Below are 20,112 nucleotides of genomic sequence, written 5' to 3'. Positions count from 1 at the left end.
TCCCCGGATCAGCGCTCCCGGTAGGCCCTCACCGCGGCGTTGATCGTGGGATAGCTGTGCAGCGCGCCTTCAGGCTCCAGCAGCTCGGCCGCGCGCAGGCGGCGTACGACGTCGACGTGGGCGCGGGCGACCGACACCCGGTGCAGCCCGAGGTGCTGGAGGCGTTCGACGAAGTCGGCGAGCGCGTCGAGGGCAGTGGCGTCGAGCGATCCGATGCCCTCGAAGTCCAGCACCAGCCACTCCTCGCGACCAGGGTTGGACTCGAGCACCTCCTCCACCCGGGCGCGGAACCGGTCGGCGTTGAGGAAGAACAGCGGTGCGTCGAAGCGGTAGACGAGCAGGCCCGGCTCCGCCGTCGCCTCGGGATAGGCGTCGACCTCCACCCAGCCGTCGAGTCCGGGCAGGTCACCCAACACGGCGTCGTGGGGACGCGCGATGCGGCCCAGCGCCACGAGGACCGACAGGGTGACCGCGACCAGGACGCCGACGAGCACGTCGAAGACGATGACCCCGAGGGCGGCCACCGCAGCGAGCAGAGCCTCCTGGCGGCTCACCCGCCACAGGCTCCGGTAGCCCGGCACGTCGATGATGGAGAGCGCTGCGGCGATGATCACCGCCGCGAGGGCCGTGCGCGGGATCTGGCCCAGCACGGGGCTGAGCACGACGAGCGTGGCCACCACGAGCGCCGCCGCGACCAGCGAGACGAGCTGGGTGCGACTGCCGAGGGCAGCGGGTACGGCAGTGCGGCTGGCGCTGGAGGAGACCGGGAAGCCCTGCGACACCCCGGCTCCGAGGTTGGTCAGCCCGAGCGCGAGCAGCTCCTGGTTGGGGTCGATGCGATAGCCGTGGCGCGCGGCGATCGAGCGCGCGGTCAGGACGTTGTCGGTGAAGCCGACGAGGAGGATGCCGGCCGCCACGGGGAGCAGCGCCACGAAGTCGTCGAGCGTGACGTGCGGGAGCGCCGGGGTCGGCAGCCCCTCGGGGATGTCGCCGACGACGGCGACGACCGGCTCAGCGCCCGGGAGCGCCCACACGAGAAGGGTCGCCGCTGCGACCCCGATCAGTGACCCCGGCACGGCGGGGCTGCGCCAGCGCACCACCATGATCAGCGCCAGCGTCGCTCCGCCGAGCCCGAGGGTCACCGGGTCGACGGCGCCGACCTCTCGGGCCAGCTCCGCGACACGGGGGAAGAAGCGGTCGGCCGCGATCGGGGCCCCGGTGAACGCGGAGATCTGGCTGCTCAGCAGGGTCAGCCCGACCCCGGTGATGTAGCCGACGAGCACCGGCTTGGACAGGACGGAGGCGATGAAGCCCAGCCGGGCCGCAGCCCCGAGCACGCCCAGCGCACCCACGAGCAGGGCCAGCGCCGCCATCAGGGTGACGTAGCGAGAGCCGTCCCCCGCAGCCAGGGCGCCGACGCCGGTCGCCGCCAGGATCGCCGTACCCGGCTCGGGTCCCACACCGAGGTGGCGGCTGGTGCCGACGACGGCGTAGATGACGAGCGGGGCGACGACGGCGTAGAAGCCGTACTCCGGCGGCATGCCCGCCAGCTCGGCGTAGGCCATGGACTGGGGGATGAGCATCGCACCGACCGTCAGTCCGGCCACCAGGTCAGGTCGCAGCCAGCTGCGTTCGTAGCCGCGGAGCACGCCCACGCCCGGCAGCAGTGCGGCCAGCCGCGTCGTGGCGCTCACGTGCCGAGGCTATCGGTGCGGGAGCAGCTCAGGAGCCGGTCTCCCAGACGCGGATCCAGTCGACGTACATGTGCTGCGGGAGCTGCCTGCCCTTCATCTTCGGTATCTCGTAGTCCGAGGAGAGCAGGCTCAGGATGGGGAACTGCGGGACGCTGGAGATGCCGCCGCTGATGCGGGTGGTCTCCTTGCCGTCGATGCGGAAGATCAGGGTCTGTGGTGTCCACTCCACCGAGAACACGTGGTAGTTCTTCGACCAGCCGTCACGCTTGTTCCTGAGGAACGACCGGATGTCCGTGATCCGAGCCCCGGTCTTGACGACCCGGCTGCCCTCGTAGCGGTGGATGAAGGTGGTCAGACCGCCCTTGCGGTGGTTGTCGCCGAAGTACTCGATGACGTCGATCTCATGACCGGTGCCGCCGGGATACATGCCTCCCACCGCCTGCATCCAGAAGCTGCCGTGCTGCCCGCGCGTGCGGTGGAACTTCATGCGCGCCGCGGCGATGCCGTACTTGAACGAGAAGGCGCCTTCGGTGCCGATGTGGCCGTTGAGGCGGTGGGCGTACCTGCCGGCGAACTCATCGCGGACGCGGACCTTGCACCTGGTGGTCTGGCTGCGGTCCTTCATGACGCTGAGCCGCACGGCACCGTCGCCGACCTCGACCGCCTTCGGGTCGCCCCTGGAGCACCGGCGAAGGCTCTTGACGTCGAAGTGCTGCCCGCGGTGGTGCCACGTGGGAGAGAGCGCGGAGCCGGTGAACTCGTCGGTCCAGGTCGGGGACAGCCAGCGCGCGGTGCTGACGGTGTCGCTCGTGATCGCCTCGAGGCCCTCGAAGGCAGCGGCCCTGACACGGTAGGTCAGCGGCCGACCACTGCTGGTGGCAGGAGCGGCGAACTGGGCGCGGCCCTTGGCGTTCTGCCGGACCGTGGCCACGGACTCCCAGTGGGAGTCGCGCTCGACCTCGAGCCTGACCTTCCGACCGGCCTCGACCGGCCTGATGGTGGCCGTGATGGCCGCCTTCGCTGCGTCGGGGCTGGCGACCCGGGCACCCTGCTGGACGATCTGCGGCAGCGCCTGCAGGTGTACCCACTGCGTGGCGGTGGTGCGTAAGGATGCGCTCGCCGCTCCTCCTTCAGCGCTCTCGGTGGCCGAGTGGGACGGGAGTCCGAGCAGCAGGGATGCGGGCAGCACCAGAGCGAGGGCGCTGCCTGCGAGTACGCGACGTGGGGACATGGGCCGGCTTTCCGGGTCGTGGATGCGGTGTGCAGGGCCAGCAGCCTCGCCCCGACGTGACGCGGCGAGGACACTCGGCTGCCGTCATTCCCGGGTATGACGCCGCAACCGCCGTCTTAGTTGCCCCAGCATGTAGAGGTGTGCCCACCCGACGACTCCGCGGACGGCCCGAAATCGACGAAGCCCCGGATCATCGATCCGGGGCCTTCATCTGTGCGCGAGGGGGGATTTGAACCCCCACGCCCTTTCGGACACTGGCACCTGAAGCCAGCGCGTCTGCCGTTCCGCCACTCGCGCAGAGAAGCGGGGTCAGGCTACCCCAAGGCGGCAGCGCGCTCCCAATCGAGTCGGCAGCGCGGTTGCCGCTCAGGACACCAGTAGCATCAACGCGACCGACTGTCCCGGATCACTTGGGTGACGTACGACGAGAGGAGGCCGGATGAACGCGTTGCAGCGCTTCGAGCACAAGCTGGAGCAGATGATCTCCGGAGTCTTCGCGAGAGCCTTCCGCAGTGCCGTGCAGCCCGTCGAGATCGCCGCGGCCCTCCAGCGCGAGTGCGACAACAACGCCCAGGTGCTGAGCCGGCAGCGCCGGGTCGTCCCCAACGAGTTCCACGTCGAGCTCTCCGCCACCGACCTCGAGCGGCTCGTCGACCTGGGCCCCACCCTCACCGACGACCTCACCACCCAGCTGCAGGACCACGCCGACGCCCAGGGCTACGTCTTCACCGGCCCGGTGACGATCGACCTCGAGCCCGCCGACGACCTCACGACCGGCAGGTTCCGGATCCGCAGCAAGTCCGTCGCCAGCGTCGCCGACAACGACACCCGCACGCGCAGTCGCAGCTCCCACGCGATGCTCGAGATCAACGGCACCCGACACCCCTTGCGTCCGCCCGGCCTCGTCATCGGACGTGGCACCGAGGCCGACCTGCGCATCAACGACCCCGGCGTGAGCCGCCGTCACCTCGAGCTCGAGGTCAGCGTCGACGGCGTCGAGGCGGTCGACCTGGGGTCGACCAACGGGATCGTGGTCGACGGGTCCAAGGTCGCCCGGGCCCGGCTCCACGACGGCGCCACGATCAAGATCGGGAACACCGAGATGGTGGTCCGCGTCGACGGCGGTCGCGACCAGGCGGGAGGCTTCAATGTCTGAGCTCACGCTGTTCCTGATCCGCATGGCCTACCTGGCGATCTTGTGGATCTTCGTGCTCTCGGCGATCTCGGTGATCCGTTCCGACATGTTCGGCGCGCGCATCCCGGAGACTGCCCGCGGGAGTGCGGCACCGGCCGCCAAGCCCAAGGGTCGGCCGCGACGGGCCCGCCGCGGAGACCCCACCCACCTGATCGTGGTCGAGGGCGACAACGTGGGGGCTCGCGCTGAGCTCGCTGAAGCGCCGCTGCTGATCGGTCGCGGCACGGACGCCGCCATCCGTCTCGACGACGACTACGTCTCCACGCGGCACGCGCGCGTCGCCGCCAGCGGTGACGAGTGGTTCGTCGAGGACCTCGGCTCCACCAACGGCACCTACGTCGGATCCGTGCGCATCACCCAGCCCACGACCATCGGGCCGGGCGTCCAGGTGCGGGTGGGCAAGACGATCCTCGAGCTGCGGAAGTGAGCCGCCCTCGATGACCTTCCACCTCCACTACTCCGCCATCTCCGATGTCGGACGGGTCCGTCGCGACAACCAGGACTCCGGATACGCCGGCCCCTGGCTGCTCACCGTCTGCGACGGAGTCGGCGGAGCGGTGCGCGGTGACCTGGCCTCGAGCACCGCGGTGCAGCAGCTCCGCAAGCTGGACCAGCCACCCGCGGACGACCTGCTCGGTCAGGTGGCCGGCGCCATCCACCGCGCCGACGACCGCATCGCCGAGCTGGTGGAGGAGGACCCCGCCCTCAGCGGCACGTCCACGACCCTCACGGTCGCGCTCTTCGACGGCGAGAAGCTCGCGATGGGCCACCTGGGCGACAGCCGCGCCTACCTCCTGCGCGAGGGCGAGATCAGCCAGCTGACCCAGGACCACACCTTCGTCCAGACGCTGATCGACGAGGGTCGCATCACCGAGGAGGAGTCGCGGACCCATCCCCACCGCAACCTCATCCTCAAGGCTCTCGACGGCATCCGGCACGAGGAGCCCGACCTCTTCGAGGTCCCGCTCCAGCTGGGCGACCGGGTGCTGGTGTGCAGCGACGGCGCCAGCGGCGTCCTCTCCCCTGAGCGCATGGCCGACATCCTCGGCAGCGGCACCCCGGACTTCGCAGCCGTCGAGCTGGTGCGCGCGAGCCTCGAGGCCGGCAGCACAGACAACGTCACCTGCGTGGTGGCCGAGGTGTCCGGGACCGAACCGGACGCCACGCTCCAGCCGCTCCTGGTCGGGGCCGCTGCCGACCTGCCGCGCCGCGCGCCCCTCGCCGGCGCCGGGCGCGGGCTGTTCCGCGGGCACCGCTCGGGCGACACGGGCGAGATCGAGCCGGTGACCGACGTGGAGCTGGGCGAGGACATCCCGGCAGGGGCGATTCCTGCCGACCCCATCGACCCCGAGGCCGCCCGCTACGCCCCCCGGCCGCCTTCGCAGCACACCGGGCTGCGACGGCTCCTCGCCGCCCTCGTGCTCCTGGGCCTGGCCTGGATCGCGCTCGCGGTCGCCTGGTCCTGGAGCCAGCAGCAGTTCTACGTCGCCGAGCACGACGGCAGGGTCACCATCTTCCGCGGGCTCAACGCCGACCTGCCCGGCATCGAGCTCTCCCACCCCTACGAGACCACCGACGTGGAGATGGCGGCGCTGAGCGACATCGAGGGCGAGCAGGTGCGCGAAGGACTCGAGGCCGACAACCTCGCCGACGCCCACACGATCGTCGACAACTACGCCGCCCGCCAGGCGAGCGGCTGACGGGCCGGGCTGATCCGATGAACCAGTCCGGAGCCTCCCTCATGGACTTCGTGCACCGCCGTCGCCGGGGCGCGGAGCTGTTGCTCCTCATCCTCGCCCTGGTCGTGGGCATCGGTGCCTACGCCGCCGTGGGCCTGGGCGTCGAGGGGCACGTCCCCGCCGACCTCGTGGGGTACGGCGGCTGGCTCACCGCCCTGATCGTGGTCGCCCACGTGGCGATCCGGGTGGTCGCGCCCTACGCCGACCCTGTCCTGCTCCCGCTGGTCGCCGCACTCAACGGGCTCGGGCTCGCCGTCATCCACCGCCTCGACCTCGACCCCACGAGCTTCTGCTCCGACAACGGCACCTTCGCGCGCCAGCAGCTCACCTGGATGACCCTGGGCGTGGTGCTGTTCGTGGCGACGTTGTTCCTGCTGCGCGACCACCGGCTGCTCCAGCGGTTCACCTACACCTCGGGCCTGGTGGCGATCGCCCTGCTGCTGCTGCCGATGATGCCGCTGATCGGCAACACCATCAACGGCGCCAAGATCTGGATCAACGTCGGTCCCTTCAGCTTCCAGCCCGGCGAGGTCGCCAAGGTCCTGCTCGTCATCACCTTCGCCGGATACCTCGTGCTCCACCGTGACGCGCTGGCCCTCGCCGGTCGCCGGGTCCTCTTCATCGACCTGCCGCGCGGCCGTGACCTGGGGCCCCTGCTGGTGATGTTCGCGGTCAGCATGTTCATCCTGGTGTTCCAGCGCGACCTCGGCTCGAGCCTGCTGTTCTTCGGCATCTTCCTGGTCATGCTCTACGTCGCCACCGAGCGCCCGGGGTGGCTCGTCGTGGGTGGGGCCCTCTTCGCGGTGGGTGCCGCCCTGGGGTGGCAGGCCTTCGGCCACGTCCAGAACCGCGTCAACATCTGGCTCGACCCGATGGCCTACTACGACGAGACACCCGGCTCGGGCCAGCTCGTCGAGGGCCTGTTCGGCATGGGATGGGGTGGACTGATCGGTCGCGGCTTCGGCGAGGGCGACCCGTGCCGCATCCCCTACGCCGAGTCCGACTTCATCGTCGCTGCCATCGGCGAGGAGCTCGGCCTGACCGCGGTCATGGCGGTGGTGGTCTGCTACGGCCTGATCGTCGAGCGTGCCCTGCGCATCGCGCTGATCTCGCGTGACGGCTTCGGCAAGCTGCTCGCGACCGGCCTCGGCGCCATCTTCGCCCTCCAGGTCTTCGTGGTGATCGGCGGCGTGACCGGCCTGATCCCGCTCACCGGTCTGACGACGCCGTTCCTGTCGTACGGCGGGTCCTCGCTCGTCGCCAACTGGGTCGTGATCGCCCTGCTGCTCCGCATCTCCGACCAGGCTCGACGCCCCGTCCCGCGACTGGACCCCGACGGCCCCTCGTGGTCCGACAGCGAGACCACCCAGGTGGTGAAGCTCAAGTGAACAAGCCCATCCGCGTGGTCGCGGTCTTCTGCCTGCTGCTGTTCGTGGCGCTCCTCCTCAACTCCTCCTACCTGATGTACTTCCGCGCCGGCGACCTCGGCGAGGACCCGCGCAACCGCCGCATCATCAACAACGCCTTCTCGCGCGAGCGCGGGGCGATCCTGGTCGGCAAGGATGCGGTGGCGCGCAGCGTGCCCTCCGACGACAAGTACGAGTTCCAGCGCACCTACCCCCAGCCCCTCAAGTACGCCCCCGTGACGGGCCACTTCTCCTTCTTCACCCAGACCGGTGTGGAGCGGTCCCAGAACGACGTCCTCTCCGGTGAGGACTCCCGGCTGTTCGTGACGCGCCTGGTCGACCTCCTCAAGAACGCCGAGCCGAAGGGCGGCAACGTCCAGCTGACCCTCGACCCCGCGGCGCAGGACGCAGCCTGGGCAGGCCTCGAGGCACTGCCCGGGGACGCCAAGGGTGCGGTCGTGGCGCTCGAGCCCTCGACCGGTCGCGTGCTCGCGATGGCGTCCACCCCGACCTATGACCCCAACGGCATGGCGTCCCACGACTTCGGCTCCGTGGCCGAGCTCACCGAGCGTCTGCAGGCCGACCCCGACGACCCCCTGATCAACCGGGCGATCGGCACGACCCTGCCGCCGGGCTCCACGTTCAAGCTCGTGACCGCCACGGCCGCGATCGAGTCGGGCGACTACGACGCCGACTCGATGGTGCCCGGCGGGTTCGCGTTCCAGCTGCCGCAGTCGGAGACCAAGATCAAGAACCACGACGGCGGTGACTGCGGCGGCAAGCGGATCAGCCTCACCCGCGCGCTCGAGGTCTCGTGCAACGTCAGCTTCCTCAGCCTCGCCGACGAGCTCGGCAACGACGCGATGGCCGACCAGGCCGAGAAGTTCGGCTTCAACTCCACCTCGCTGCAGGACCTGCCGGGCCAGGCGAAGTCGCTCTACCCGCGTGACATGGACGAGCCGCAGACGGCGATGTCCGGCATCGGGCAGTCCAGCGTCACCGCGACACCGCTCCAGATGGCGATGGTGGCGGCAGCGATCGCCAACGGCGGCGACGTGATGCGGCCCTACGTCGTCAACGAGGTGCGCGCGCCCGATCTCTCCGTGCTCGGCCAGACCGATCCCGAGCGGATCAGCGAGGCCATGTCGAGCTCGACCGCCTCCGAGCTGACCCGCATGCTGGTGTCGACCGTCGCGCAGGGCACCGCCACCCCCGCAGCGATCCCCGGCATCGACGTGGCCGGCAAGACCGGCACGGCGCAGTCGACGCCGGACCGTCCCCCCTACGCCTGGTTCGTCTCCTTCGCTCCTGCCGACGACCCCCAGATCGCGGTGGCCGTGATGGTGGAGTCGAGCGACACCTCGCGTGACGAGATCGCCGGCGGACGGCTCGGCGGACCGATCGCCAAGGCGGTCATGGAGGCGGTGATCGCACCGTGACGACGCTCGTCCCGGGCGGGCACGCCGACGACGCCGGTCGCTACGTCCTCGACTCGCGCATCGCGACCGGGGGGATGGGCGAGGTCTGGCGAGCGCGCGACACCGTGCTGGACAGGCCGGTCGCGGTGAAGGTGCTGAAGACCGAGTACGCCGACGACGCGTTGTTCCGTGCCCGGTTCGAGACCGAGGCCAGGAACGCCGCGTCGCTGCACCACCCCGGCATCGCCTCCGTCTTCGACTTCGGGCAGGCCGCGGCCGCCGACGGCTCGCCCACCCCGAGGCCCTACCTCGTGATGGAGCTGGTCGAGGGGCAGCCGCTCTCCGAGCTCCTGCGACCCGGGAGCCCGCTCGACGCGGCGGTCGCCCGCGACCTGCTGGCCCAGGCCGCGGAGGCGCTGGGCGCCGCCCACCGGCAGGGCATCGTCCACCGCGACGTCAAGCCCGCCAATCTCCTGGTCACCCCGGACCGCAGGGTCAAGGTCACCGACTTCGGCATCGCCCGCGCAGCGGAGGGGATGTCCCTCACCGAGACCGGTCAGGTCCTCGGCACACCCGCCTACATCTCGCCCGAGCAGGCCGAGGGCAGCCCCGCCTCGGCCGCCTCCGACGTCTACTCCCTCGGCGTGGTCGCCTTCGAGGGCCTCGCCGGCAGGAAGCCCTTCGTCGCCGACACCCCGGTCGCCACCGCGATCGCCCACCTGCGCAGCCCGGTGCCGCCGCTGCCCGACTCCGTGCCGGACGATCTCGCGGCCGTCGTACGACGCGCGCTCTCCAAGGACCCCGCCGAGCGTTACGCCGACGGGGCTGCCTTCGCCCAGGCGCTGCGCGAGGGCGACACGGCCCCCACGGCAGCCACGGCGGTCGTGCCGGCGGCCGCCGCTGCCGCCGACGCGCCGGCGACGCAGGTCTTCCCAGCGGCGCCCCCTGCGGAGGCTGCGCCCGAGCGGCGCCGTACGACATCCGCCGGTGTCCCGTGGCCGTGGGTCGTGGGGCTCCTCGTCCTGGTCGCAGCGCTCGTGCTGGCGCTGTGGCTCGCGAGCCGCGCCGGCGACGAGCCGGAGCAGGAGCAGGAGCAGCGCCCGACCCCCACCGAGACACAGACAGGGTCGCCGACCGACACTCCCACGGAGACCCCCACTGAGCCCCCGACGGAGGAGCCGGAGCCGTCCGAGACACCGACGGAGACCGAGGCCGCCGAGACGGTCGAGGTGGACCCCGCGGCCTACGTCGGCCGTGACCACAAGGACGTCGAGAAGGAGCTGCGCGAGCTCGGCCTCGAGCCGGTCAAGGTGGAGCTGGAGAACGCCGGCGACCAGGGGGAGGGCATCGTGGCGGAGGTGTCGCCCACCGGCACGGTCGGGGTCGGTGACACCGTGGAGGTGCGCTTCTGGGGCAAGGCGCCCAAGGAGCCAGGCAACGGAGAGGGCAACGAGGGATGACGCACGAGCCGACCGTGATCGGCGGCCGATACCAGCTCAGCGAGCTGCTGGGGCGTGGCGGGATGGCCGAGGTCCGCAAGGGCACCGACCTGCGCCTGGGGCGGACCGTCGCCGTCAAGCGCCTGCGCACTGACCTCGCCAGCGACGCGACCTTCCAGGCTCGCTTCCGTCGCGAGGCCCAGTCGTCGGCATCCCTCAACCACCCCTCGATCGTCTCGGTCTACGACACCGGCGAGGAGATGGCCAGCGACGGCTCCGGAGTCGCCCAGCCCTACATCGTCATGGAGTGCGTCCAGGGACGCACGCTGCGCGACATCCTTCGCGAGGGACGCAAGATCCTCCCCGAGCGCGCCCTCGAGATCACCAGCGGCGTCCTGGCAGCGCTGGACTACAGCCACCGAGCCGGCATCATCCACCGCGACATCAAGCCCGGCAACGTCATGCTGACCCCGGCCGGCGACGTGAAGGTGATGGACTTCGGCATCGCACGCGCCATCTCCGACGCCTCCTCCAACATGACGCAGACCGCTGCCGTGGTCGGCACCGCCCAGTACCTCTCCCCCGAGCAGGCGCGCGGCGAGACCGTCGACTCCCGCTCCGACGTCTACTCCACCGGCTGCCTGCTCTACGAGCTGCTGACCGGCCGCCCGCCCTTCGTGGGCGACAGCCCCGTCGCGGTGGCCTACCAGCACGTGCGCGAGCCGGCCACGCCACCGTCCGACCTCGACGACCAGCTCGACCCCGAGATCGACCGGATCGTCATGAAGTCCCTGGCCAAGCGGGTCGAGGACCGCTACCAGAGCGCGGCTGCGATGCGGGCCGACATCGAGCGCTACCTCGCAGGCCACCCGGTGCAGGCGCCGGCCGTCGCGCCGGTCGCGGCCCCGGACGAGCCGCCGACCGCCGTGACGACGACGATGCGCACCGCCACCGGCGTGGCGGCCGCGCCCCCGCCGACCCGCGCGCAGGACGACGACAACCGTGGCCGGACCGGCCTCTGGATCCTCATGGGGCTCCTCCTCCTCGGGCTCGTCGCGGCGGGCGCCTTCCTGCTGCCCCGGATGTTCGACACCGCCTCCGAGGAGGTGCAGGTGCCCGCGCTGGTGGGGCTCACCGAGGACGAAGCCCGGCTCGCCATCGTCGACGCCGGGCTGACGGTGGGCCGCGTCGACCCCCGCACCTCCCCCAGCGTCGAGTCGGGCCTCGTCATGGAGCAGTCACCCAACCGCGACCTCTACGTCGCCCCCGACACCGATGTCGACATCGTCGTCTCGCTCGGCAAGCCCGAGGTCGAGGTGCCCTACGTCATCGGCCAGACCAAGGACCAGGCCAGGTCGACGCTCGTGGACGCCGGCCTCAAGGTGCGCCTCCAGAAGGAGGACTCCGACGAGCCGCGAGACCAGGTGCTGAGCACCGACCCCGCACCCGGCACCGCGATCGCCGACGGCAGCCTGGTGACCGTCGTCTGGTCCGACGGACCACAGGAGATCCCCAACGTCGTGGGCATGACCCAGCAGGAGGCGGAGAAGGCGATCACGAGGGCCGGGTTCGTGCCGGACGCCGTGCCCTACGGCGGGGAGACGACCGAGCCCAAGGGCACCGTCGTACGCCAGAGCCCCGCCAGCGGCACGGCCGACGAGGGCGACACCATCACGATCTCGATCTCCACCTACGAGGAGCCGACGGAGGAGCCGACGCCGACGGAGACGCCGACCGTGCCGACCGAGACGCCGACCGTGCCGACCGAGACGCCCACGGTCCCGCCTGTCCCCACCGAGACCCCGACCGGACGGCGCGGACCGGGCTGAGCCGTCCGGGGTGAGCCGCCCGGTCCAGCGGCTCAGCCGTCGACCGGCTGTGCCCAGGTGAGGTCGAGCAGGCCGTCGTACGCCGGTGCCGTGGCCTCGGCGAGGTCCTCGACGGCGTAGGAGACGCCGCCGGTCGGGATGGTGGTGTACTCGCGGTAGATCTCGAGGTCCTCGTCGAGCGCCACGGACAGCGCGATCTCGCTGGGGTTGCCGATGCCGACGATGACGTAGGGAGGCGCGTAGGGCACGCCGTGGAGCGTGACCGTGCTGCCCTCGCACTTGATGCCCGTGGTCGAGATGATGCGCTGTCCCTGGATGGTGACCGCCTCGGCCCCGGCCCGCCACATCGCGTTGACCGTGGCCTGGATGTCCTGCTGGTGGACCACGAGGTCGTTGGGGTCGCCCTCGTAGACCTCCCGCGCCTCCGGGGTCGCGTCGTCGAGCGTGACCTGGAACGCAGGGCCGGTCACGGGGGTGAGACCGGCCGGGTCGGCGAGGTCGGCGACCCGGTCCTGGGCGCGCTGCACCGAGGTGTCGCCGATCTCGGCGCTGAGCTCCTCGATCTCGGTGTTGAGCCGGGCGACACGCTCGGTGAGCTCGGTCGTGGTGCGGCTCTCTGCCTCCACGACCGAGGCCATGTCGGTGAAGCGGCCGGAACGCAGGTCGGTGCCGTCGCTCGTCTGCGCGCTCACCCCGAAGAGCAGGCCGCTGAGGAGCAGCACGCTCGGCGTGGCGAACCGCCACGCGGGGTGACGGTCGGGGCGCTCGCGGGGACCGGGGGACACGACGACTACGCTAACCCCTCGGTGGGCGCCTCGCCCGCTCGTCGAACGCAGTCCAGATCAATCAGGAGCAGCTGTGACCAAGTCCGAGTCGGCCCAGATCCAGGAGCCGCGCGTCCGGTTGTGGAGCGTGAGGTTCCTGGTCGCCCTGGTCCTGATCATCGCAGGCATCGCCTGGATGACGTGGTACTACGTCGCGGTCCGGCCGGACCCGACGGTCCTCCCGCCCGCCGAGGGGTCCCCCAAGGCGATCGCCGACCTCGAGCGCTGGAACTACGTCATCGGCTTCGGCCTGCTGCTGCTCGGCCTGATGGTCTCCGCGCACCGCTCGACGCCGCTGGGCCGCGGCCGCGGTGTGGTCGTCGGGATGCTCGGCAGCTTCCTCATCGGCCTGCTGTGGATCTGCACGTTCTACGTCTTCGCCGACGACCTCAGCGACATCCCCGTCTTCAACGACCTCGGCCAGTGGAACCTCGTGGTCGGCATCGCGTTCATGGCGGTGGGCTTCAGCTTCGCCACCAAGTGGGAGTGACTCCCGAGGGAGTTACAACGGTGTAGTTATCCACAGCTTTTGCACAGCTGGGGAGAACTTTCAGGCGAGCGCGGCCACACGCACCAGCGCGAGCGCGAGGAGTACGACGAGCACGGCAGCGATGCCGGCCCACTGGACCGCGCTGCGACGGGCCTTCGGCGCGAAGACGACCAGGCCGGCGGTGGCGAGGCCGGCGAGAAGGCCGCCGAGGTGTCCCTGCCACGAGATGAAGCGCCACCCCACCACGGTGATCACGACACCGAGCACGAGGTTCTGCGTCACCCACTGGCGGTCGACGTGCCCCTTGACCGACATCACGACGAGTGCGCCCAGGAGTCCGAAGAGTGCACCGGAGGCTCCGACCCCGCTGGAGCCGGGAGAGGCGAGCCACAGGGCGCACACGGAGCCGCCCAGCCCGCCTGCGAGGTAGATCGCCAGGAAGCGGGTGCGGCCGAAGGCGGCCTCCACGATCGGCCCCAGGACGAACAGCGCGAGCATGTTGGTGGCGATGTGCCAGATCTCGACGTGGGTGAAGACCGGGCTCAGGAGCTTCCACCAGGCGCCGTCGACGATGCCCGGGATCCAGGTGCCGGCGGTGTCGCAGACCGCCTCGGTGCGGATGTCCGGGAAGTACATCCCCGCCTCGGGGGCGTTGCACCTTCCGCGCGGCATGAAGGCGAGCAGGTCGACCAGCCGGGAGTTGTTGCCACCGGTGGCCATGATCGCCATCCAGATGGCGGCGTTGATGCCGATCAGCACGAACGAGGTCAGGCGGGGGTCGGCGCTGCGCCGGCCGCCGTACAGCGAAAGGCCCTGGCGCGTCTCCTTGGCGCCCTGCTTGACGCAGTCGGGGCACTGGAAGCCGACCGCGGCATCGCGCATGCAGTCGGGGCAGATCGGGCGGTCGCAGCGCTGGCAGCGGATCCATGTCTCCCGGTCGGGGTGCCGGTAGCAGACCGGCGCCCCGCCGGGGACGGACCCTGGGTGGTCGCTCAAGTCAGCGGGTGATCTCGACCGACTCGATCACGACGGGCTCGGCGGGGCGGTCCATCGGACCGGTGCGGGTCGTGGCGATCGCGTCGACGACGTCGCGGCTGGCCTGGTCGGCCACCTCGCCGAAGATCGTGTGCTTGCGGTTGAGGTGGGGCGTCGGGGTCACGGTGATGAAGAACTGCGAGCCGTTGGTGCCGGGACCGGCGTTGGCCATCGCGAGGAGGTAGGGCTTGTCGAAGACGAGCTCGGGGTGGATCTCGTCCTTGAACGTGTAGCCCGGGCCGCCGGTGCCGGTGCCCAGCGGGCAGCCACCCTGGATCATGAAGCCGTCGATCACGCGGTGGAAGCCGAGGCCGTCGTAGAACTTCTCGCCGCTGCGGCCGGCGTCGTCGTTGTAGTCCTTGGTGCCCTCGGCGAGGCCGGTGAAGTTGTCGACCGTCTCAGGCGCGTGGTTGGGGAACAGGTTCAGCACGATGTCGCCACGGTTGGTCTTGAGGGTCGCCTGCGGGTCCGCCATGGGTATGCCTCTTTCGTCGGAGGTTCTGGTGTCGGACTCGATCCTGCCACGGCCCCGGGACGGGTCTGGTGGCCGCCTTGTGCGACGTGGTGTGATGGAGACACACCTGACTAGGAGGTCACGCATGCACTTCGGCAGAAGGAAGACCCTGATCGACCGCGCGCACGACTACGTCGACCAGGTCTCGGACACGGTCATCCCGCAGCTCGAGGCGGCTCTCGTCCAGGCGAGGGAGAAGGCAGGGCCGGCCCTCCACGACGCTCGTGACCGCGCCCGACCGCTGATCGCCGAGGGCAAGGCGCGCGCCACCGAGACGGCCACGATCGGCGCCGCCCTGGCGGCCGAGAAGGCCCACGCCGGCGCGCAGATCGCAGCCGAGCGCGCAGCGATGGGTCGCGACCTGGCTGCGGCCAAGGCCGCCGAGCTCACCGGCAAGCCCGAGCCCAAGGGGAGCAAGCTCAAGAAGCTCCTGCTCATCGGGGGACTGGCTGCCCTGGGCGGCTTCCTCTTCACCAAGCTCAAGGGCAAGCAGTCCGACAGCTCCAACTGGCAGTCGTCCTACCAGCCGTCGGCGCCCGCGCCGGCGCGGACCCCCGCGTCGGGCGCCGGTTCCACCGCGACCCCCACGGGCACCGCCGCGATGGCCGCCACGGCGGACCCGCTCGGGGCGACACGCACGAGCGACGACGTCGGCGGCGGTGCGCCCGGCGAGGCGATCAGCGACTCGGTCGAGGAGCCGCATGGCTCGACGACTCCCGACCGCCCGGCCGAGGTCATCGACGTGGACGACGTCCCCGAGGGGTCGGACAAGTCCTGACCCATGCGTCGTCCACGCACTGGCCCGACGGAGTGATCCGTCGGGCCAGTGCTTTGTCAGACGAGGTCCGGGTGGTCGGCGCGCACGCGTCGGGTGGCCCGGTGCTCGGCCCAGAACGAGAGGACGGGGACCGTGCCGCACACCAGGGTGACCAGGGTGAAGGGCAGGTCCCAGCCGGCCCTGCGTGAGAGCAGGAACGCGCTGATCAGGAACAGCATGTAGAGCCAGCCGTGGGCGACCCCGAGGTACTCCGTGAGCAGCTCGCCGAAGTGCTGGACGTCCGATCCGGGCAGGAACCAGGTGGGAGTGCTGTCGAAGGCGCACCGGCCCTCCTCCAGGCACCACATCTCGGTGCCGTCGAAGCTGCCGAGCGGGACGCCGACGAAGAAGAGGATGACCAGGAGCACGCCCACCACGAAGGCCATGACGCGGTAGGCGGTGAGGTTCTTGCGCACGGGCGCCAACCTATCCGTCGGGCACTAAGCGGCGTACGACGCCTCCTCGTCACGGGCGTCCTGCCGCCACCGCCACCACACGAAGGCCGCGAACGCTCCGAACACCCACCACTCGATGGCGTAGAGCAGGTTCTTCAGCGCCGTGAAGCGACCCACCTCGGGCAGTGAGGCAAGGTCGGCGGGCGCGAGGTCTCCGGTGACGTCGGCGCTGCGCGCGGGGTCGGCCACGACGTAGGCGCTGTAGAGGTCGGTGTCGACACGCTGGACGGCGTCGGCGACGCGGATCTCCGGGAAGATGTCGTCGCTGGCATCGTCGTCGGTCACCGTGCCGCCCTCAGGAGGTTGCAGCCAGCCGGTCACCTCGGCCGTGCCGGTGGGGGCAGGGCCCTGCGGCGACTCCGCCCATCCCTGGACGACCAGGACTGCGGGGGTGCCAGCCTCGCCCAGCCGCAGCGGGGTGACGGCCCAGTAGCCGTCGCGGCCGTCGTGCTGCCGATCCGAGACCCAGAACCTGCCCTCGGGCAGCCAGGTCCCCTCGACGGTCACGGGCCGGCCCACGTCCGGCGCCGGGAAGGGATCGTCGGGACCGAGCACGTCGGTCATCGCGACCGGCGGGTTCTGGGTCAGGTCGCGCGCCTCGGCGGCACGGCGGGCCTGCCAGGCCCCGAGCTGCCACCAGCCCAGTCCGGCGGCGATACCGACGAGCACGACGGTGAGGAGGAGCGCACCCATCTCCTGCAGGATCGATGGGCGCCGGCTCACCCCCCGAGTGTCCCGCATGGGCCCAGAGTGTGTGCAGTCGTGGGTGCCCGGTCCGTGCGGCTCTACGCTGTCGACCGCGGCGGGGACCTCGCCGGTGACCCCTATCCCGGAGGGCTACATGTCTCGGTCAATCAGCTCGCCTGTGCGGCGGCAGACGATGCTGCGAGTCTCGATGCTCACCGGAGCCGTGGCCCTCGTGGCCACCGCGGGCACCGGGTGGTTCGCCTCCGCGTCCGGCGACCCGATGCCCGCGTCCTGCCCTCCCCACACGTTGGAGCTGTGGCCCTCGTTCACCCTTCCGCCGCTCGCGGAGGGCAAGGTCGTCACGCCGGGCACGGTCCTCGACGGGACGACCCACCGCGACATCACGACCCAGCCGACGGGGTGGGGGTCGGTCCCTGCCAGCGCGTTGCGGATCGAGTGGCAGCGCGACGGCATCCCGCGCGGCGGCGGTGACACGTACGAGGTGGGCGTCCGTGACATCGGGCACACCGTGACCCAGGTGGCGGCGGTGCAGTCGACGGACGTGTGCCGCAGGCAGACCGTCCTCGCATCCGCCCCGACGGTCCGTGTCGCCGCCCCCACCGAGGTGGCGGTGAAGCAGGTCCGGCCCGGTCTCCTCCGTGTCCGCGTCGACCAGGTGGGTGGAGCGCCCCCGACCGGGTTCGTGCGGGTCAGGTGGACGGGCACGCGCCGGGGGAGCGACGTCGTGGAGCTACGCCGATCCGCCGAGGGACGCGTCAATGTGCGCATGCCGATGGGGCGCCCGGGCAAGTATGCGGTCACGGCGTCCTTCGTCGACACCTCCGGCACCGCCCTCGACTCCCGCAACAGTCGGCTGTTCCCCGCGCCGTAGAGGCAGTCCCCCGATGTCCCAGAAGGCGACCCGACCACGACTGAACGGATCCACGATGCAGAGTGCACCCAGGCCGATGACCGGCGCTTCGAACCGTGGGTTCCGCCGAGCCCAGCGGACGCTCCTGGCAGGGCTTGCGCTCGGTGCGATGGTGCTCCCGTCGACGGCTTGGGCGCACGTCACGGTGCAGCCGGGCGAGGTCGAGGGCGGCGGGTTCTCGGTCGTGTCGTTCCGGGTGCCGACCGAGCGTGACGACGCGAGCACCACCAAGGTCCAGGTGCTGCTGCCGGAGGACCAGCCGATCGGTTCGGTGCGGACCCGGCCGGTGCCCGGCTGGAAGGTCACGACGAAGAACCGGACCCTCGACGAGCCCATCGACATGTTCGGCGAGGAGGTCGACTCGGTCGTGTCCGAGGTGACGTGGACCGCGACGGGTGAGGGCATCGCGCCGAACCAGTTCGAGGACTTCGACGTGAGCATGGGCCAGCTGCCTGAGTCCGGCGAGATGGTGTTCACCGCCATCCAGACCTACTCCTCGGGTGAGGTCGTGAAGTGGAACGAGGTCGCCGTCGACGAGCAGTCCGAGCCCGAGCACCCGGCACCGGTCCTGACGATCACCGCCCCGGAAGCCGCCGACGCCGAGGCCGCGACCGAGGCCGAGGCTGCTGGCGCCACGGCGTCCGAGGACGACGGTGACGGTTCGACGGTCGTGCCGGTCGTGCTGTCGGGGCTGGCCCTGCTGGCCGCGATGGGTGCCCTGTTCGTTGCGCTGAGGCGTCGGGCGTGACCGCTCTCCCATGACCTTGCTCCGTCGCGTCGCGGCCCTGCTCGCGGCTCTGGCTGTGCTCACCCTCGCGCAGGTGGTCGCTGCCGGCCCGGCGACTGCGCACGCCGAGCTCGTCTCGACCAACCCCCTCAACGGTGCCCAGCTGGCCGACGCACCTGGGGAGGTGGTGCTGGAGTTCACCGAGTCCGTGGCACTGCTCGACGACGGCATCCGGTTGCTCGGCGCCGGCGGGGACGCCGTACCCACACCAGCTCCTGTGACAGACGGAAGCACCGTCCGGTGGGCGATGCCCCGGGATCTTCCCGACGGTGCGTACGTCGTCAGTTGGCGTGTCGTCTCAGGCGACAGTCACCCCGTCACCGGAGCGTTCTCCTTCGGTGTCGGGGAGGGCGTCACGGTCAACCCCGTCGAGGCGGAACAGGGACCAGCGGTGGACGCCCCCGTGCAGGTCGTCGCAGCACGGTTCGTCGGCTACCTCGGCTTCGTCCTCGTCACGGGGGCAGTTGTCTTCGCGCTGTGCTGCTGGCGACCCGCCCGGCGACACCCGCGCACCCACGTGCTGCTCCGCACCGGCCTGGTCCTCGCCGCAACGGCGGCCGTGCTGGCACTGCTCTTCCAGGGCCCATACGTGACGGCACGACCGCTCTCTGACCTGTTCGACCGGGCGCTGCTGTCCGAGACCACGCACTCGTCCTTCGGGGCGTGGACCCAGGTGCGTCTCTTCATCCTCCTCGCCATGGGTGCCATCCTCTGGCCACGGGGAGCACTCGAGAACAAGGTGAACCGGTGGATCGCGGTCACAGGTGTGGCGGGCGTCGCCATCACCTTCTCCGGCACCGCCCATGCCGCAGCCTCGGGTGCTGTCACCGAACGTGCCGTCGACGCCGCGCACGTGCTCGCCGCCGGCATCTGGGTCGGTGGCCTGGTCGCCCTCACCGCTGCCGCCAGCGGACGTGGCGAGAAGCCAGACACCCACGCGATCCGGGCGTTCTCGAGGGTCGCGCTGCTCTCCGTCCTCCTCCTCGTCGCCACGGGCACCGTGAACTCCCTGTACCGACTCGACGCCCTCGACTCGTTGTGGCGCTCCGACTACGGGCGACTCCTGGCCGTCAAGATCCTCGTGGTCGGGACGGCCGTCGCCGTGGCTGCCGTGTCGAGGCGACGAGCTCGTCAAGGTGCAGACCAAGTCCGAGGCTCGGTCCGCGTCGAAGTGGTGACGACCGTGCTCGTGCTTGCTCTCACCGCTGTCCTGGCCACGGTGACCCCGCCGGCCACCACGGACCCGGCCCCGGCTGAGAGCACCGCCACGGGACCCGTCAGCGTCGACATGGACCTCGCCGCCGGAGCATCCGCGCAGCTGGAGGTCGACCCCGCGACCGTCGCAGGGAGCCGCCTCGCGGTGGAGCTCGTGGACTCCGAGGGAGGACCTCTCGACGCCAGGCAGGTCCGGCTCACGGCGACGCTCCCCGAGGAGGGCATCGGACCCCTCGACATCACCCTCGGCGGCGCCGCCCCCGGCCACTGGCACGGAGCCTTCACCTTCCCCTACGCCGGGGAGTGGAGGCTGACCCTCACCGTCGAGGACCGACGGCAGGCCGCGGTCGTCACCAGCGGGACCGTCGACATCAGGTGAGCACGCGCCTGGCGGGCGGCGGGCCGA

At 71.0% G+C, this 20,112-nt stretch carries 19 protein-coding genes and 1 tRNA gene; 12 read left to right on the top strand and 8 right to left on the bottom strand.

What is annotated here, in order from left to right:
* Positions 1-8 precede the first annotated feature (8 nt).
* The 3 genes from EXE58_RS07530 to EXE58_RS07520 all read right to left on the bottom strand — a co-directional run bounded on the left by EXE58_RS07530 (position 9) and on the right by EXE58_RS07520 (position 3,222).
* A complete protein-coding gene (locus EXE58_RS07530; protein WP_135267312.1) occupies positions 9-1,694 on the bottom strand; it encodes a SulP family inorganic anion transporter in 1,686 nt (561 codons plus the stop codon).
* 28 nt (positions 1,695-1,722) lie between these two features.
* Entirely contained in the window at positions 1,723-2,925 is a 1,203-nt protein-coding gene (locus EXE58_RS07525; protein WP_135267311.1) for a glycoside hydrolase family 16 protein, read from the bottom strand.
* A gap of 214 nt (positions 2,926-3,139) precedes the next feature.
* Positions 3,140-3,222, bottom strand: a tRNA-Leu gene (locus EXE58_RS07520).
* Positions 3,223-3,364: 142 nt separating this feature from the next.
* On the opposite strand from EXE58_RS07520, the gene EXE58_RS07515 reads away from it, so the two are divergent.
* From EXE58_RS07515 to pknB, 7 genes are read left to right on the top strand one after another with little or no spacing between them, the layout of a single operon-like run.
* Positions 3,365-4,081 (top strand): FhaA domain-containing protein, encoded by a 717-nt coding sequence (locus EXE58_RS07515; RefSeq protein ID WP_135267310.1) that lies wholly within the window; start codon positions 3,365-3,367, stop codon positions 4,079-4,081.
* A complete protein-coding gene (locus EXE58_RS07510; protein ID WP_135267309.1) occupies positions 4,074-4,547 on the top strand; it encodes an FHA domain-containing protein FhaB/FipA in 474 nt (157 codons plus the stop codon). The genes EXE58_RS07515 and EXE58_RS07510 overlap by 8 nt, the downstream gene beginning before the upstream one ends.
* A gap of 10 nt (positions 4,548-4,557) precedes the next feature.
* Entirely contained in the window at positions 4,558-5,820 is a 1,263-nt protein-coding gene (locus tag EXE58_RS07505; RefSeq protein WP_135267308.1) for a PP2C family protein-serine/threonine phosphatase, read from the top strand.
* Positions 5,821-5,837: 17 nt separating this feature from the next.
* The gene (locus EXE58_RS07500; RefSeq protein ID WP_135267307.1) at positions 5,838-7,247 is read left to right on the top strand and encodes an FtsW/RodA/SpoVE family cell cycle protein; all 1,410 of its coding nucleotides are present in this window, start codon (positions 5,838-5,840) and stop codon (positions 7,245-7,247) included.
* Positions 7,244-8,704 carry a peptidoglycan D,D-transpeptidase FtsI family protein gene (locus EXE58_RS07495; protein ID WP_135267306.1) on the top strand — a complete coding sequence of 487 codons (1,461 nt, stop codon included), beginning with the start codon at positions 7,244-7,246 and terminating at the stop codon, positions 8,702-8,704. The genes EXE58_RS07500 and EXE58_RS07495 overlap by 4 nt, the downstream gene beginning before the upstream one ends.
* Entirely contained in the window at positions 8,701-10,143 is a 1,443-nt protein-coding gene (locus tag EXE58_RS07490) for a serine/threonine-protein kinase (protein ID WP_135267305.1), read from the top strand. The genes EXE58_RS07495 and EXE58_RS07490 overlap by 4 nt, the downstream gene beginning before the upstream one ends.
* Positions 10,140-11,951, top strand: coding sequence for a Stk1 family PASTA domain-containing Ser/Thr kinase (pknB, locus tag EXE58_RS07485; protein WP_135267304.1), 1,812 nt, complete (start codon positions 10,140-10,142; stop codon positions 11,949-11,951). The genes EXE58_RS07490 and pknB overlap by 4 nt, the downstream gene beginning before the upstream one ends.
* A gap of 32 nt (positions 11,952-11,983) precedes the next feature.
* On the opposite strand, the gene EXE58_RS07480 is transcribed toward pknB, so the two are convergent.
* Positions 11,984-12,736: a DUF881 domain-containing protein gene (locus tag EXE58_RS07480; RefSeq protein WP_135267303.1), complete on the bottom strand. Its 753-nt coding sequence runs from the start codon at positions 12,734-12,736 to the stop codon at positions 11,984-11,986.
* 73 nt (positions 12,737-12,809) lie between these two features.
* Between EXE58_RS07480 and EXE58_RS07475 the strand changes: the two genes are divergently transcribed.
* Positions 12,810-13,265 (top strand): cell division protein CrgA, encoded by a 456-nt coding sequence (locus EXE58_RS07475; RefSeq protein ID WP_135267302.1) that lies wholly within the window; start codon positions 12,810-12,812, stop codon positions 13,263-13,265.
* A 60-nt stretch (positions 13,266-13,325) separates the two neighbouring features.
* On the opposite strand, the gene EXE58_RS07470 is transcribed toward EXE58_RS07475, so the two are convergent.
* The gene (locus EXE58_RS07470; RefSeq protein ID WP_135267301.1) at positions 13,326-14,261 is read right to left on the bottom strand and encodes a rhomboid family intramembrane serine protease; all 936 of its coding nucleotides are present in this window, start codon (positions 14,259-14,261) and stop codon (positions 13,326-13,328) included.
* A 1-nt stretch (position 14,262) separates the two neighbouring features.
* Positions 14,263-14,775 carry a peptidylprolyl isomerase gene (locus EXE58_RS07465; RefSeq protein WP_135267300.1) on the bottom strand — a complete coding sequence of 171 codons (513 nt, stop codon included), beginning with the start codon at positions 14,773-14,775 and terminating at the stop codon, positions 14,263-14,265.
* 124 nt (positions 14,776-14,899) lie between these two features.
* Here EXE58_RS07465 and EXE58_RS07460 point away from each other — a divergent pair, with 124 nt between their 5' ends.
* Positions 14,900-15,592 carry a hypothetical protein gene (locus EXE58_RS07460; RefSeq protein ID WP_135267299.1) on the top strand — a complete coding sequence of 231 codons (693 nt, stop codon included), beginning with the start codon at positions 14,900-14,902 and terminating at the stop codon, positions 15,590-15,592.
* Between the two features lie 56 nt (positions 15,593-15,648).
* Here EXE58_RS07460 and EXE58_RS07455 read toward each other — a convergent pair whose 3' ends face one another.
* Positions 15,649-16,047 carry a DUF3817 domain-containing protein gene (locus tag EXE58_RS07455; RefSeq protein ID WP_135267298.1) on the bottom strand — a complete coding sequence of 133 codons (399 nt, stop codon included), beginning with the start codon at positions 16,045-16,047 and terminating at the stop codon, positions 15,649-15,651.
* Between the two features lie 24 nt (positions 16,048-16,071).
* Positions 16,072-16,809: an SURF1 family protein gene (locus EXE58_RS07450; protein ID WP_167288740.1), complete on the bottom strand. Its 738-nt coding sequence runs from the start codon at positions 16,807-16,809 to the stop codon at positions 16,072-16,074.
* 118 nt (positions 16,810-16,927) lie between these two features.
* Between EXE58_RS07450 and EXE58_RS07445 the strand changes: the two genes are divergently transcribed.
* The 3 genes from EXE58_RS07445 (at position 16,928) to EXE58_RS07435 (ending at position 20,085) form a co-directional block, all read left to right on the top strand.
* Complete coding sequence (locus tag EXE58_RS07445; protein ID WP_135267296.1) at positions 16,928-17,665, top strand: hypothetical protein; 738 nt, start codon at positions 16,928-16,930, stop codon at positions 17,663-17,665.
* Positions 17,666-17,741: 76 nt separating this feature from the next.
* Positions 17,742-18,452, top strand: coding sequence for a YcnI family copper-binding membrane protein (locus tag EXE58_RS07440; RefSeq protein ID WP_167288738.1), 711 nt, complete (start codon positions 17,742-17,744; stop codon positions 18,450-18,452).
* Between the two features lie 10 nt (positions 18,453-18,462).
* The gene (locus tag EXE58_RS07435; protein WP_135267294.1) at positions 18,463-20,085 is read left to right on the top strand and encodes a copper resistance CopC/CopD family protein; all 1,623 of its coding nucleotides are present in this window, start codon (positions 18,463-18,465) and stop codon (positions 20,083-20,085) included.
* Positions 20,086-20,112: the final 27 nt, after the last annotated feature.

This window comes from Nocardioides seonyuensis (assembly GCF_004683965.1).
Lineage (GTDB): Bacteria > Actinomycetota > Actinomycetes > Propionibacteriales > Nocardioidaceae > Nocardioides > Nocardioides seonyuensis.
The sequence above is the reverse complement of the archived record's forward strand: the minus strand, read 5'-3'. Positions and strand labels throughout refer to the sequence as shown.